This window comes from Cohnella sp. GCM10012308 (assembly GCF_042649185.1).
Taxonomy (GTDB): Bacteria; Bacillota; Bacilli; order Paenibacillales; family Paenibacillaceae; genus Cohnella.
The window spans coordinates 64,710-80,161 of sequence record NZ_JBHRYU010000015.1; the positions used below are offsets into that span (position 1 = coordinate 64,710).

Genomic DNA, 15,452 nt, shown 5'->3' on the forward strand with positions numbered 1-15,452 from the left:
TTGGTAAAGGAGAACTGATCCATGTTCAAATTGATGCGCAAGCTGCTTCCCCTTGCCTTGGCAACGGCGCTTTTGCTTCCTGCCGCCGCCGCCCATGCCGAAACGGTGTCTATCATCGCGGGCACGAATCAATCGTCGCAAACGACCGTTTCCTTCAGCTCGGTCACGCTGGACGTAACCGCAAATCAGATTTCGACAGCCTCCAATGCGATTACCGTTCGAGACAGCCGCGGCAGCGGTGCCGGCTGGTCGGTATCCGTTTCGTCCACTGATTTTGTGAGCGGCTCCTTGCCCGACCCGACGACCACGGGGACGTATACCGTCAAAATTCCGGCCAGCGCCGTTTCAATCATTGTCGGCACGCCGGTCGTGGCCTTGAGCGGTCAAGCGGTTGATCCGACCCACGGGCCGCTGGCATATAACGGTACGCTGTCCTCCACACCGCTCAAGCTGCTGCAGGCCGCTCCGGGCTACGGCATGGGCGAGTATACCGCTGGCGTCTCCTATTCGCTGGCAGTGCCGAAATCCGTTACGGTCGCTTCGGTAAGCAGCGGCTCCAGCAGCTATCATGTGAACGATACGGTCGGCACAGTAGCGACAACCTATACGGCAACACTGACCTTCACCCTCGGCTCGGGCGTATAAGGCGCACGGAACGGCTCCTGTTCCTTCAATAGAATGGGAGCCGTTTTCCGGTTGCAATCTGGACAAGCTACAACGTGATCCCCTATCATGTAGGGACAAGAAAGTTTTACCAAATAGAAGATTCATACGCGAAGGAGTGAAGCGGTTGAAAAAACGAATCCTGTTTGTTTTAATGATGGCCGTGCTGGTGAACGGTTTTGCGCTGACGGCGAGCGCGGCATCCAAACCACCCACGTTTGTCGGTGTCATGATGGATGGGATGAAGCTTTGGTTCCCGGATGCGCAGGCGTTCGTGGATGACAACCAGCGGACATTGGTGCCGGTCCGATTTGTAGCGGAGGCGCTTGGCGCAAAGGTCGGCTGGGAGGCGGAGAGCCAATCGGTTCCGATTCAAAAGGACGATCAGCGTATTCGGTTGACCATTGGCAGTAAGGTTGCAACGGTGAATGGCGAAGACGTAGCTTTCGATACCCAGGCGGTGATGCAAGGCGGTCGAACCTTTGTCCCGCTGCGGTTTGTCAGCGAGATTCTCGGCGTGGCGGTGGAGTGGGACGGCAAAACGAATACGGTGCTGCTTTCCACAAAACCATTGGATGGCAAGACCGATCCGTGGGGCCGATTGATTCGCACCACCGATCTGCCGAGCAACGCAGCGGATTACCCCTACATTCTGGCGGATATTCCGAATGAGATGTACGAGCTGGCGTATCCTTATCATCATGAGGAAAGAAGCAAGGTGTCAGCGACCGTTGCGAGCCAAGCCGAATATAGCAAACAAAACAAGGATATTTGGATAGAACGTGTCAAGACATTCGGGAGCCTTTGGCTAAATGTGGATTATCGGACAATTGACGATTCTTGGGCGCAAGCGCTGTTCGCAACCAAGATGCAAAATTCGGATGGAGAATTGCGGCGCATTCGAGAATATGTCAGTTGGGTAAAGGAAAACCATATCCACATAGAAGGGTATCTCGACCCGGAACCGAGCATGATCTTTTATGATGGATTTGGCTCCGATAACATTCGCGCTCATTTCCGGCTTCGCTTTGTTTCCTATGATAAATCGGAGCGTCTGTTGTACGATCAATGGTTCCCGAACGATCACAGTTTTGAGAAAGGAAAATGGTATGAAGGGTATACCGATATTCAGATGAGCACCAATGTCGGCGGAGACTGGGGAAGCACATTAAAAGTCTCTCCAACGGCCAGTCTCTTCTCCAACTATATGTTTGTGAAGGCGGCTGAAAAAGATGAATAAGAAGCGAAGGGTTACACGTTGGATATGCACGCTTATGGCGTGCATTTTTTTATTTTCATTTTTTGAGACTGATCCATCCTACGCGGCGCCAGATATTACGATACGAGACGGAATTGTGCAACTGAAGATCACCAGCACGGCGGCAAGCACTTCTATTCGTTACAAGACGGTTGGTTGGGTTGTGAGCAGAGAACAGTTGTGTTTGCAAATTGCATCAGGGAAACAATGCGCAGATCCGAGGAGCAGGCCGCATGCCATTTTTTCGGATGATGAAATTGTTCAGACCGGGCAAAGCCCCAATCCACCCATTCCCGGTCAACCTCTAACCGGCTTTTATGAAGTGCCGGAAACAGCCGTTACTCAGCGGCTTTGGGCGGCAGGCATGGATGGAATTCAGGACAATGACGATCTGTACTTTTACGCAATCATGGTCTCCATCAATGGAGACGGTTCGGTCCGCAAAGGTCCCTTTTATACGTTATCGGGCATCAAGCAGGCCGAGGGCTGGCTGCATCCAGACGATCTCGATGATTATTTCGGCCTCCATATTCCATACCGCAGCGCTGAATTTCCGGTGGATGCAGTGGCCAAAACCGTCGATGGCCGGGTCATTCAAAATCCGGACGTGACGTTTTTGAAGGGCAAGTATAAAATCGGGGAAACGATTGACCACGAGTTTCCAGCGACCTTGACCGACGGCGGTAAAACGTATCGAATTGTGCGCTCCTACATGACCCCGAAACAGGATACGACGCAGAAGAAGTGGTTGCAGGAAAATCCCGAGACCAACGATAAAGTTCGGATTCGCAGCTTCACGGTGGCGCTTGGCGGTTCGGACGTCATTGCCGAATATGAGGAAGCCGCCAGTCCTGTGAAGGCCATCTACCAAAAGGAAGATGGAACGGTACTACAGGAGGTGGACAAGGGAGAATTTGCGGCCGGAGAGGAAGCCCATCACACCTTTGAGGCGACGATCACTAAGGGCGGGCAAACGTATGAGATCATTCGCTCCTATATTACCAGCAACAGCAATCCGTCGGAGAAGCTGTTTATTCAGGAGAAGAGCGACAGCAAGCTGCGGGAACGCTCCATTCTCGTCGGCCAGAGCGGCTCCAACTTTGTCGGCATCTACAAGGTGCCTTCGCCCGTGACGGTGACCTCCCGCATCGACGCGCCGACAGAGGCATCGTCCTCGGAAACGGCGGTCACCGGGGAGTTTGTCTTTGAAGCCAAGTCGCCGAACCCGCTCAAGTCGTACCAAATCACGCGCATCGAAAATGCGCAACTGGTCAGTGCCAGTCAACAAACCTGTGCGTTGAACGGCAAGTCGGCCAGCCAATCGCTGCCGATCCGTATCCCGCTCGGCAGTAGCGATAGCGTCACGGTGAAGATCACAGTCGTCGTGACGGATGCGGCAGGCCAAACGGGAGATTCCACCTCCGATCACACGGTGACCATCAATGGCGGCGAGGATACCTCGCAGACCGGTTCGGAGCAGAATGGCGAAGCCATGGATGCCTCCGCAACAGCGGTCATCAAGGCGGATGCGCGCGGCGCGGAGCGCTTTGATGTGACCAAGGGCATCCCAACATCCGAAAGTCTGTACGTCAATGCGAGCGCCAAATCTTACTTATACCGCAACAAGTTTACGGAGATCAAAGGAACGAAGCAGTATCCGATCACCGTCAGCCGCACGTATTCGTTGTCTTGGACTGAGCGTATCCCCGGCCCGCCGGACAGCGAAGGCCATCCGACGACCGTTTCGGTATCGCGTTCGGATACGCAAACGGTCACGCAAAGCTATACGGTGGAACGCAAGTTCAGTTATTGGCTGATCGACCGGCTGGAGGTATACGGCCTGCAGCAAGCAGAGGTAGCCAATTATGCCTTGCCGGGTAGCAAGGTGACGCTGCAACCGAACGGGTACACACCGCCAAACGTGTCGGCCGACCATGACGCTTCGCCGTCCGCACATGTAACCGATCCGGTTTATCGCAATGTCATTCTGCCAGGAAAGTCGCTGAACGGCGGCTCCAGCCGTCCCTCCGTGCCCTCCGAGAATTGGAAGGCGGAAGCGGAGCAGGCAATCGGGAAAATTAAGGTGCGCAGCGACTCGCTTGTCTTTAACGGGCAAACCATTATGGACAATCGCGCGGTAGAAGAAACCGCTCCAACTCCGGGGACGATTCCGGCTGCGCCAATGATCGGGCAAAACGTGCTGTATGGCAGCGGCTTTATTATTGATTCGAACAAGAGCAACAAATCGTCTCAGCCGAGCAGCGGAACGCTCGCTTACTCCCTGATTAAAGGCATTGGCGGCGGAAGCAAGCAAACTTTTCCGATTTCCGGCATCAACCCTGTAACGGTGCATACGCCGGTCGTCAATTTCGCCGCGGTGTCTAACGATCAATCCCACAACCAGAAAACGGTGCCGACTGCCGGACGCTCGGCCCTCATCCTGAACCGACCCTTTACCGTCACGATTCCGACCAGCGGCCAGCATCGCGACATTACGGGCTATGGCACCCGGGACTACGCCAAGTACATTCGGGACAAGCAGGTGCGCTTCCCCTTCGATGTGTACAAGGCCGACGGCACCACGCTTATCCCGAAGGAAACCTGGACCTCGATTCCGGTCGGTCAGATACAAACGACGTTTTTTCTGCCCGTATGGGTAGATGAAGGGAATTATGAGGTGCTTTTCCGTTCCTTTGCCGAAAACAGTCCGGCCTCGTTTACGTCGCAGTCGAATGCCAATCTGGAAGTAAACCATCATGTGGCGACACAGGTGGTGCCGGTCGAGGTGATCGGGCGGTTGTTCGATTTCCGCATCACCGACATTGCGGACTACCAGTGGGAGACGGTATTCCGCACGGCCAAGGGGAGCGCTACGCCAACCGGCAACAGCTATTGGGTCGGGCCGAACGGCGTCGACGGCACGGCGCGGGGCAATTCCGCCCCTTTTGTACTGCCGATCCGGCCGGGCAGCCACCCGGAAAGCGGCAAGAAAAACGTGGCAATAAAGACGGGCTATCATTTCAAGTTCGAGGTGAAGACGCTCGGCAATATGTTCGGTTCGGGCGACGGCATCCTGATCACGCCGACCTTCTATTTCGTGGACAAGAAGGGGCAAAACCGACAGCCGGTGGACCTGTACTATCATTCAGGCAACAAACGGTTTATTCGCATCGGGTCTGCGGAGGACACGGAGCAGCGGCTGGTGACGCTGGATACCCGGCTGCGTAACATGCCGCGGCAAGAACTGACGAATACCGCCAATTCCCTCTGGAGGCTGAATGGCGCGACGAGCAATCAGGCTGCGTATGTGCAGCAATTTTTGAAGGATGCGGCGCAAAAGAAGATTTATATTGGCAGCTACGATGGCATGCTGCTGCCGCAGCAGCTACGGACCTTCATCGGCAGCATGCAGGTGCCAAGCGGCGTCGATGCGGCGCGGGCCAATGCGGCCGCTCAGCTTTGGCGTGGCGAATACAGCCTGCCCGCCGCGCCGTACGCGGTGCCTGCGGGCTTTGATGTGGCCGAGTATGGACGCACGCACAAGCTGGATGACCAATCTCCAATTTTTCTGCGAGACGGATACCTTGTTGTCAATTTCAATATCGAAACCATCCGCAACCGGAACACCAGTCAACCGCATTTGCAGTACAAGAATGCGCCGCTGGATAACCAATGGCAGTTGGAGGGATTTAGTCGTAGCTTTGTCGATCCATATGGAGCCAAGTTCACTTTGCTGGACGGCGATGTGGCATTCTATCATGCGGACTTGTCCAGCTACGACGATTTTGGAACAGGCGGCACCCATTAACTTCATCAGTCGGGAGGAATGGACATGTTTGAAAAGCTGCAAAGCGCCGCTAGCGAGGAAGCGGCTTATTTTTATTCCGCGTCTGCCGATGACGAAGTCGGGCGCAGCTGCATTGGCCACCTGCGCGGGGATTTCGGGCGCTCGGGCGAGGAATTTTGGGTGACCTGGTTTCCCCGGCGATCTCCCTTTGAAACGACGGCTTTTAAGGAAGAATTGGGCAAGGTGTTTCAAGCCATCGGCGATCAGGACGTGCTGAAAAGCCGTCAGCAAATGCTTCGCTTTTGCAGCAAGCACCCGGAGGCACGCATCAAGGGCGCATGGAGCACGGATGTATACGGCTTCCGCATGGAGACGCCCGAGCACCGTTACTTCCTGCGCTGCTTTCCCTTTGCCGGGGATTACAACTTCTACTTGTATTGCTACGCGCGCCCGGAGCGCGTGGCCGAGCAGCAGCGGCAAGTCACTTCCACTCCCGCCGCGCAGAAGAACAAGACGGAGCCGCACCGATAGGAGGACGCCATGAACGATCTAACGCGTTATCGGCTGCTGGCGGAAGCCTCGCTTCCCCCGGCGGCCAAGCTGCTGTACAGCTATTTGCTCGATTTGGCGGGCGGACGAAACGGAACGGTGTGGCTGTCCTCCCGCCGTCTGGCGGCAGAGGTCGGACTCTCCACCTCTGCCATTCGCCGCAATCTGCATCGTCTGGAGCAAAGCGGGCTGATTCATCGCACCTCCCGGTATTCTGAGGAAGGCATTCGGCTGACCAACAAAATTACGCTTCTGTGAAGGGGGTGCCCATGTGACAGCCAAGCTGCAGCGCATTGTTGAGCTGTCGGCCCGCACGGCGCATGCTGTGGTAAGCGATACCGAACGATGGGCCGATTTCCTGCGGACCGCCGCATGGAACTACAAGTATCCGTTTCAGGATCAATTGCTGATCTACGCGCAGCGCCCTGACGCCACCGCCTGCGCCCCGATTGAGGTTTGGAACCACAAGCTGAACCGATGGGTCAAGCGCGGCGCGAAGGGCATCGCACTGATTGAGGATCGAGGCAGCAGTCTGGGACTGCGCCATGTGTTTGACGTATCGGATACGCAAAGCCGCCAGTCGCGCGCCGTGCCGCTCTGGCGCATGGACGAGGCGGATACGGAGGCAGTGCTTGAAACGCTGGAGAACGCCTTCGGTCACGAACGGGAGCCGGGCATGGAATTGCACGCCTCCCTGCTGGCCGCGGCGCGGAACGCGGTGGAGGATCACAGCGCCGATTATGTGCGTCTGCTGCTCGCCGAGCGCGACAACAGCCTGCTCGAAGAGTTGGATTTCTTGCATGTCGAGTTGCTGTTCCGGGAAGCTGCGCAACAGGCCATCGCCTATATGGTGATGGCCCGCTGCGGCCAGGAGCCGTCCCACTATATCAGTAGCGACGACTTGTCCGGTATCGGGTATTTCAATACCTTGCCCTCCCTTTCGCATTTGGGCGCGGCGATCAGCGATGTGGCGGAAACGATGCTGCGGGAAATCGAAACCACGGTGCGGGCCTTGCGCCGCGAGGTACGCCGAGACAAGGAACGTCCGCTTCCCCGCACCGTTGCAACGCCGGAATCGATCCCGCACAATGAGGATAAACCACGCGAAAGGATGATCGAACATGGAACTGACGTACACGCTGAATGGGGATTACCTGCTGCCGGATCTGGCGCAGCCCGAGCAGATGAGCATCGGGAAATACGGCCTGCTGCGCAAGACGTTTCTGAAAACCGAGCGCAAAGGCACCTACGCTCACCTGATGCTTTCGGAACAGTTGAACACGCATCTGGCGGAGATCGACCGGACGGCGAAAGAGCAGATCGAGCGGACGCTGACAAAGCTGCTGGAGCAGCACCCAGCCCCGGACAAAGCGACCGACCCGATGGGCTGGACGGGCCACATGAACAATCTGAAGCAACAGGCGGAGGAACTGATTCTGACCGAGCTGGTGTATCGTTAAGATGGCACGACCGGGGAACGGAGGACAACCGTCTTCCGTTCTTTCATGACACGGACAAGATCAACGACATGCTGCGAACTGCGCCGCTCTTGCAGAGCAAGGCGGAGATCGCAGCTTTTTTTGATGGCAGCGACGATCCGCGCGAACGCGCGTTGTATGTCAGGAGCCTATTTCCCCCGGGACGAACGGAGCTGGAACTGGAGCCGGACAACTGGCTCGGGGTGGAGCCTTACCAGAATGTGCTGCATATGTGGACGGGCCAAGCGGACGACTGGATGGCGCAAGGCTTCTACGATTGGGGCGTGATTGTAGGTCATATCCGCAGCATGCTGTTGCTGAATGAATGGGACCGAACGCAGCAGCCGGAGCCGTCCGTTCAACAGCAAACGATGTGGCTTGAGGAAGCCGCGGAGGAACGAGCCGCTTCCTTTGTCTGGCCGCAGGCGGTGATTGATGCCGTCCTGCAAAACGGCAGCGGCGTTGAGAACGGCAAGCTGCGGATTGCCCTTCATTTTCAGCAATCGCTGTCGGCGCAAGACAATATCGAGTTTTTGAAACGGGAATACGGGACAGGCGGCCGCGCTCCCGTGTTGACCGGTACGAATATCCACGAACATCACGACAGCAAGGGCATTGCCTTGGCACGCGGGTTTCGAGCAGCACAGGAAGATAGGTTGGTGCTGCCCTGGACGAAGGTGCAGAAGCGGATCGGCGAGTTGCTGGCCGCGGGGCGTTATCTGAATCGCCTGGAAGCGGAGCAGTTGCCTGCCTATGCCGAGCGGCTGGAGGAGCAACGCAGGCAGCGCGAAGCCGAAATGAGCGAACGGCGGCTTCCGTCGCCGGAGTCGCCGCTCGCGCCACCCGATGCCCCGCCACGCGACCGGAAAAACCTGCGCCATGCGTATGCCGAGGGCAGTCCGGTTTTCATCGGCGCGGATGAATATGAGATCGTGCAACTGGAGGCACGCAAGGTATGGTTGCAGGATAAGCAGTTCCCGCTGTTCTCTAAGGAATTGAGCCGCGGGGAACTGGAACGTCTGCTGCTCGACAATCCGCTCAACGATCATTTGCTGACGGATGAACCGCTGTCCGAAGCGGAAGCGTTTTGGGAAACCGGTGAAACGGATGCACGAACGGATGAATCGGAAGAGCCGAGAGAACCAGCAGAATCAGCAAAACCGGAGCAAACATCGTCGGCGCAATCGGCACAAGACGAAGCGCCTGCTTCCGAGGCCGCTGCCCGCCCTCGTGAATCGGCGAACAATTACCGCATTACGGATTATGCCTTGGGCCACGGGGGCGCTAAAACAAAGTTCCGCCGCAACGTGGAAGCGATTCGTTTGCTCCAACAGTTGGAGCAGGACAATCGTCAAGCGAATGCGGAGGAGCAAGCGGTACTGGCGCATTATGTGGGCTGGGGCGGTATCCCGCAGGCGTTTGATGACGCAAACGCCCAATGGACGAGCGAATATGCCGAGCTGCAAGCGCTGCTGGACCCGGAGGAATACGCATCTGCCCGCGCTTCGACGTTGAACGCCCACTATACGTCTCCTACCGTTATTCAGGCGATGTATGAATGCCTGGAGCAGATGGGCTTTCGCAACGGCAACATTTTGGAGCCTTCCTGCGGGATTGGTAACTTCTTTGGATTGGTGCCGGAATCGTTTCAGGATTCGCGGCTGTTTGGCGTAGAGCTGGACGGCTTAACCGGGCGCATCGCTAAGCAGCTTTACCCGAAGGCGTCCATTGCGATCAGCGGATACGAGCGGGCGAGTCTGCCGGACAGCTTCTTTGACCTTGCCATCGGCAATGTGCCGTTCGGCGGCTATGGCGTCGCGGACAAAAAATATGATAAACACAAGTTTTTGATTCACGATTACTTTTTTGCCAAAACGCTCGACAAGGTGCGGCCCGGCGGCATTATCGCCTTCATTACCTCTAAGGGCACAATGGACAAGCAAAATCCGGCCGTGCGCCGGTACATCGCGGAACGGGCGGCACTTCTCGGCGCGGTTCGTCTGCCAAGCAATGCGTTTCTAGCCAATGCCGGAACGGAAGTGACCGCTGACCTTCTATTTTTGCAAAAGCGGGACCGCATGGTGACCGTCAGCGAGCAAAGCGAGCCGTGGCTGGCGCTGGCTGAGACGGCTGACGGCGTACCGATCAACGCCTACTTTGCCGCCCAACCGGATATGGTGTTGGGTACAATGGCATTCGATGATCGGATGTATGGCAATCGCGAGGAAACCACCTGCCGCCCGTTCCCGGATGCTTTGCTCGACGAACTGCTGCGCGAAGCGCTATCCAACATCCACGCCGAATGGGTGGAAACGGAACGCGAGGAACAGCCGGAGGAAGAAGTCGCCTCGCTGCCGGCCGATCCGAACGTGCGCAATTTCAGCTTTGCGTTGGTGGAGGGGCGTATCTATTTTCGCGAGAACAGCCGCATGCACCCGGTGGAAACCTCCGCGACGGCGGCGGGTCGCATCAAGGGCATGATTCAGCTTCGGGACACTGTGCGAGAGTTGATCGAATACCAGACCGAGGATGGCAGCGAGGAAGCGATCCGCGAGCAGCAGCGCAAATTGAACGTGCAATATGATCGCTTCGCGGCGCAGTACGGGCTGATAAACAGCCGCGCCAACAGTCTCGCCTTTTCGGACGACAGCTCTTATTTTCTGCTCTGTTCGCTGGAAATTCTCGACGATGAAGGTCGCATGCTGCGCAAGGCGGACATGTTCACGAAACGCACAATTCGGCAACGGACGCAGGTCGAGCGAGTGGATACCGCCTCCGAGGCGCTGGCGGTGTCCATTGGCGTCAAGGCCAGGGTCGATTTGCCTTATATGAGCGAGTTGACCGGCATTCCCGAGGATAAGCTGGTACAGGACTTGCGCGGTGTCATCTTCCCCAATCCCGAGCAAATGGACGAGAACGGAGGGCCACTCTACGAAACGGCTGACGCGTATTTGTCCGGTCCTGTACGCGACAAGCTGCTTATCGCCAAGAAGCTCGCAAGCTATGATGCCGAGCGGTACGCCGTAAACATCAAGGCGCTGGAGGCGGTGCAGCCCCCGGATTTGACGGCCTCCGAGATCGATGTCCGGTTGGGAGCGACCTGGCTGCCTCCCGACGTGATTCGCGATTTTATGTTCGAGCTGCTGGATACGCCGCCGATGTTCCGCCCCTCCATTCAAGTGTTATATTCCGACTATACGGCGGCGTGGAACGTGCGCGGCAAGAGCGACGACCGAAGCAACAACATCAAGGCCAACGTCACCTACGGCACCGACCGGATCAACGGCTACAAAATTCTGGAGGATACGCTCAATCTGCGGGATGTGCGCATTTTCGATACCGTGACCGAAAACGGGGTCGAAAAGCGGGTGCTGAACCGGAAGGACACGGCCATCGCCCAACAAAAGCAGGAGCTGATGAAGGAGGCGTTCGGCGAATGGATTTGGCGAGATCCGCAGCGTCGCGAACGGTTGACGCGCCTGTACAATGACCGGTTCAATACCATTCGGCCGCGCGAGTACGACGGGAGCCATATCCGCTTTACCGGAATGAACCCGGAAATCCGGCTCCGACAGCATCAGGTGAATGCGGTCGCCCGCACGCTCTATGGCGGCAATGCGCTCTTTGCCCATTGCGTCGGTGCGGGCAAAACGTTCGCGATGACTGCCGCGGCGATGGAGAGCAAGCATTTGGGGTTGTGCAACAAAAGTATGTTCGTTGTCCCGAATCACTTGATTGAGCAGTGGGCCGCCGAGTTTTTGCAGCTTTATCCGTCGGCCAATGTGCTCGTGACGACGAAAAAGGACTTTGAGACGAAAAACCGCAAAACGTTTTGCGCCCGCATCGCCACCGGGGATTATGACGCGATTATTATCGGGCATTCGCAATTTGAGAAGATTCCGATTTCGATGGAGCGCCAACGACAGCAGCTTGAAGAACAGATTTACGAGATTACCAGCGGTATTCGGGAATTGAAGGAAGCCAAGGGCGAGCGCTACGCAATCAAGCAACTGGAGAAGACAAAAAAGACGCTGCAGATCAAGCTGGAAAAGCTGACTGATACGAGCCGCAAGGATGACGTGGTGACGTTCGAGGAACTGGGCGTAGATCGGCTGTTTGTGGACGAAGCCGACTCTTATAAGAATTTGTTTCTTTATACCAAAATGCGCAACGTGGCCGGACTGTCGCAAACCGAAGCTCAGAAGTCGTCGGACATGTTCATGAAGTGTCGGTATTTGGACGAACTAACCGATGGCCGGGGCATCATCTTTGCCACCGGGACGCCGATTTCGAACTCGATCACGGAAATGTATACGATGCAGCGCTATTTGCAGTATGCGAGCTTGCAGAAGCAAGGCTTGCAGCATTTCGACTCCTGGGCTTCGACCTTCGGCGAAACCGTTACGGCCATTGAACTGGCTCCGGCAGGGACGGGGTATCAGGCGAAAACGCGTTTCGCCCGGTTCTACAATTTGCCGGAACTGATGAATATGTTCAAGGAAGTGGCCGACATCCAAACGGCGGATATGCTCCAGCTACCGGTGCCGCAGGCACATTTTCATAATGTCGCGGTACCGCCAAGCGAGTTTCAACGGGAGATGGTCGCCGATCTTGCCCGCCGCGCGGAGCAGGTTCGAGCTAAGGCTGTCGAGCCGCATGAGGACAATATGCTGCTCATTACCAACGACGGGCGCAAGCTGGCGCTTGATCAACGGCTGTCCAATCCGCTGCTGCCAGATGACGAGGGCAGCAAGATCAGCGCCTGCGCGGATAACATTTATCGGCATTGGCAGGAAGGTAAGGAGCAGCGGCTCACTCAACTGGTTTTCTGCGATTTGTCTACGCCCAAGGCGGACGGCACCTTCAACGTCTATGATGAGATCAAACGCAAATTGATGGAGAAGTGCGTTCCGGAGGCGGAGATCGTCTACATTCACGACGCCAATACGGACGCGCAGAAAAAGGAGCTGTTTGGCAAGGTGCGAGCCGGACAGGTTCGCATTCTGTTGGGATCGACGTTCAAAATGGGGGCCGGTACGAATGTGCAAACGAAGCTGGTTGCCATTCATGACCTTGACTGTCCCTGGCGACCGCGCGATTTGGAGCAACGGTTAGGTCGCGTGATTCGTCAGGGTAATCAGAACAGCGAAGCCCATATATATCGCTACGTCACAGAGAATACGTTTGATGCCTATCTCTACCAGACGCTTGAAAACAAGCAGCGCTTTATTTCGCAGATCATGACGAGCAAGTCGCCGGTTCGTTCCGCCGAGGACATCGACGAGGCGGCTCTTTCCTATGCTGAGGTGAAGGCGCTGGCGACCGGTAACCCGTATATCAAAGAAAAGATGGATTTGGACATTCAGGTTTCCAAGCTCAAGCTGCTCAAGGCCAACCATCTGAGCCAGCGGTATGCGTTGGAGGACCGGCTGCTCAAGCTGTTGCCGCAGCAGATCAAGTCCACGGAGGAACGGATAGCCGGGTACGAGCAGGATGTGGCCTTGTATGGCCGTCAGGACGGCGTGAAGGAAAGCGGCGAGGAAGCTGCCTTTGCCGGGATGAGGGTCAAGGAATTTATGTACAAGGAACGCGCATCGGCTGGGGCGGCGCTGCTCGATGCCTGCAAGGGGATGACCTCTCCCGATCCGCAGGAGATCGGCTATTATCAGGGCTTTTCGCTGTGGCTTTCGTTCGACAGCTTCAACAAGGAATACAAGGCGACGCTGCGCGGCGCGTTGGGTCATACAGTATCTTTGGGGGCCGATGCAGCGGGAAACCTGACGAGACTGAACAATGCGCTTGTTGCGCTGCCGGAGAAGCTTGCCTACAGTCAGGACCAGCTTGTCACGCTTCGGAAGCAGATGGAAACGGCGAAGGCGGAAATTGCAACGCCCTTCAAGCAGGAGGATGAGCTGCAAGTTAAGTCGGCGCGGCTTGCCGAGCTGAACGCGCTGCTGAATATGGATAAGCGGGAAAACGAGACGATTGATTCCGACATGGCGGAGGATGAGCCGGAGCAGCCGGAGCGCAGAAGAACGAACGAACCTGAACGCTGAGATTTATCAAAGCCATGATGGACGGCGATGCCGGTATTTTTCCAATTGATAAGGACTATCAGGCATGGCTGGAGGTTCGCATGACGCCGGACGAAACCGAGCAAATGGAGCGAATGGCGTTCTATTGGAAAGGACGCGCGGACTGTTATGCGTACCTGAAAAAAATGGGGGCCTTTTAGCCCGTTAAAATGAATAAGCTGAAACTGACAAGTCTATTGCCACCCGGTAGCAGGCTTTATTGGTGTGGAATAAAGATGTTGACGGAAGGAGCGAGTCGATGGCCTATGTGAGCAAGGAGCAGATCGAACGTGCTAAGCAATGGGATTTGCTGACGTACCTGCAATATTTCGAACCCTACGAATTGGTGCGCTGTTCGCGAAATGCTTATACGACGCGCACCCACGGCAGCTTAAAAATATCCAACGGAAAATGGTTCTGGTGGGCTCGAGGCTTTGGCGGACGTTCGGCCTTGGATTATTTCATAAAGGTACGGGGAATGACGTTTACCGATGCTGTGCTGCATATCGACGAGCAAACTCCGGTGTCTTCCCCCGAACCACAAGCCGATTTACAGGCGAGTCCCCCTGCCCGATTCGAACTTCCTGAGCCTTATGAGGATGCCAAGCGTGTCGTGGCCTACTTGCGAAAGCGAGGGATTGCCCATGACATCCTCGATGCTTGCATACAGTCAGGCCGCGTGTACGAGAGCCGGAATTATCACAATGCGGTATTCGTCGGTTTTGATGAACAGCACACTCCCCGCTACGCCGCAATTCGCGGAACGACGAGCACTCGTTATATGGGGGAAGTGCCGGGCAGCGATAAGCGGTATGCCTTTTCGCTTCCGGCAGACGGCGACTGTGCCGAACTGCATTTGTTTGAAAGCGCCATTGACCTGCTGTCGTACTGTACGTTGGCGCAGCTCCAGGGAAAGGATTGGAGTCAAGATCATCACTTGTCGCTTGCCGGTGTACAAGGCCCCGCTGTGGATAAGGACAAATCAGCGATTCCAGTTGCGCTCCTTTCCTATTTAAACCGCTATCCGCAAATTCAACGGCTAGCGCTTCATTTGGACAATGATGAGCCGGGGCGATTAGCTGCGGCGATGATTCAACAACAGCTTGGTCAGACGTATTTGACTGTGAATGCGCCGCCCGCAAGGAAAGATGTAAACGACGACTTGATGGCGTATAGAAAACAGCGTGAGGCTGCCTCTCGTTAGGGCGTCGTACAATGGCCTGTGATTTCCTCGCAAGCCATAATAAGAAGGTAACCATTTCAGGGGATTGGAGGTTAGCGGATGAAACCGACGGACGAGCAGGGTGAGCCATGTCTGGATGAGGAAAAGATTGTCCGAGCACTTATGGAGGCAGAGGAGCAAGCGCTGAGCGACAAGACGCGATATGACCATCATCAGGTCATGAGTGATCTACGTAACCAGATCAATCTGAAGGAACGTTGAGTCGGTTATGGCCGATTTGAATGGAATGATGCTTTCACGAAGACACTGTTCGCACGGCGTCTTTTTGTTTGCTCGCGGTCCCCCCTCTTTTTCCCGGCAGGTGCCTTGGGGCAACGTGTAACGTTGCAGCAAGCACTGAATTTGGTCTCCCAAATTCGCTTGTTAGGGGCTTCGCCCCTAAGACCCCCTCCCGACGGAT

The 15,452-nt window shown here is 56.0% G+C and carries 9 protein-coding genes; all 9 read left to right on the plus strand.

Annotation, left to right across the window (positions count from 1 at the left end; translation table 11 throughout):
* Positions 1-21 precede the first annotated feature (21 nt).
* A complete protein-coding gene (locus tag ACFOTD_RS17300; protein ID WP_378120909.1) occupies positions 22-645 on the plus strand; it encodes a WxL domain-containing protein in 624 nt (207 codons plus the stop codon).
* 145 nt (positions 646-790) lie between these two features.
* Positions 791-1,903, plus strand: a complete 1,113-nt coding sequence (locus ACFOTD_RS17305; RefSeq protein WP_378120911.1) for a stalk domain-containing protein — start codon at positions 791-793, stop codon at positions 1,901-1,903.
* On the plus strand, positions 1,896-5,729 hold the full coding sequence (locus ACFOTD_RS17310; protein WP_378120912.1) for a DUF5704 domain-containing protein: 3,834 nt from the start codon (positions 1,896-1,898) through the stop codon (positions 5,727-5,729). The genes ACFOTD_RS17305 and ACFOTD_RS17310 overlap by 8 nt, the downstream gene beginning before the upstream one ends.
* A gap of 24 nt (positions 5,730-5,753) precedes the next feature.
* Positions 5,754-6,239: a hypothetical protein gene (locus tag ACFOTD_RS17315; protein ID WP_378120914.1), complete on the plus strand. Its 486-nt coding sequence runs from the start codon at positions 5,754-5,756 to the stop codon at positions 6,237-6,239.
* A gap of 9 nt (positions 6,240-6,248) precedes the next feature.
* Complete coding sequence (locus ACFOTD_RS17320; protein WP_139603206.1) at positions 6,249-6,515, plus strand: helix-turn-helix domain-containing protein; 267 nt, start codon at positions 6,249-6,251, stop codon at positions 6,513-6,515.
* A 13-nt stretch (positions 6,516-6,528) separates the two neighbouring features.
* Positions 6,529-13,791 (plus strand): helicase-related protein, encoded by a 7,263-nt coding sequence (locus ACFOTD_RS34580; protein WP_483862637.1) that lies wholly within the window; start codon positions 6,529-6,531, stop codon positions 13,789-13,791.
* A 14-nt stretch (positions 13,792-13,805) separates the two neighbouring features.
* On the plus strand, positions 13,806-13,970 hold the full coding sequence (locus ACFOTD_RS17335) for a hypothetical protein (RefSeq protein WP_378120916.1): 165 nt from the start codon (positions 13,806-13,808) through the stop codon (positions 13,968-13,970).
* Between the two features lie 98 nt (positions 13,971-14,068).
* Complete coding sequence (locus tag ACFOTD_RS17340) at positions 14,069-15,013, plus strand: DUF3991 domain-containing protein (RefSeq protein WP_378120917.1); 945 nt, start codon at positions 14,069-14,071, stop codon at positions 15,011-15,013.
* A 78-nt stretch (positions 15,014-15,091) separates the two neighbouring features.
* Complete coding sequence (locus tag ACFOTD_RS17345) at positions 15,092-15,253, plus strand: hypothetical protein (RefSeq protein ID WP_378120919.1); 162 nt, start codon at positions 15,092-15,094, stop codon at positions 15,251-15,253.
* Positions 15,254-15,452 lie beyond the last annotated feature (199 nt).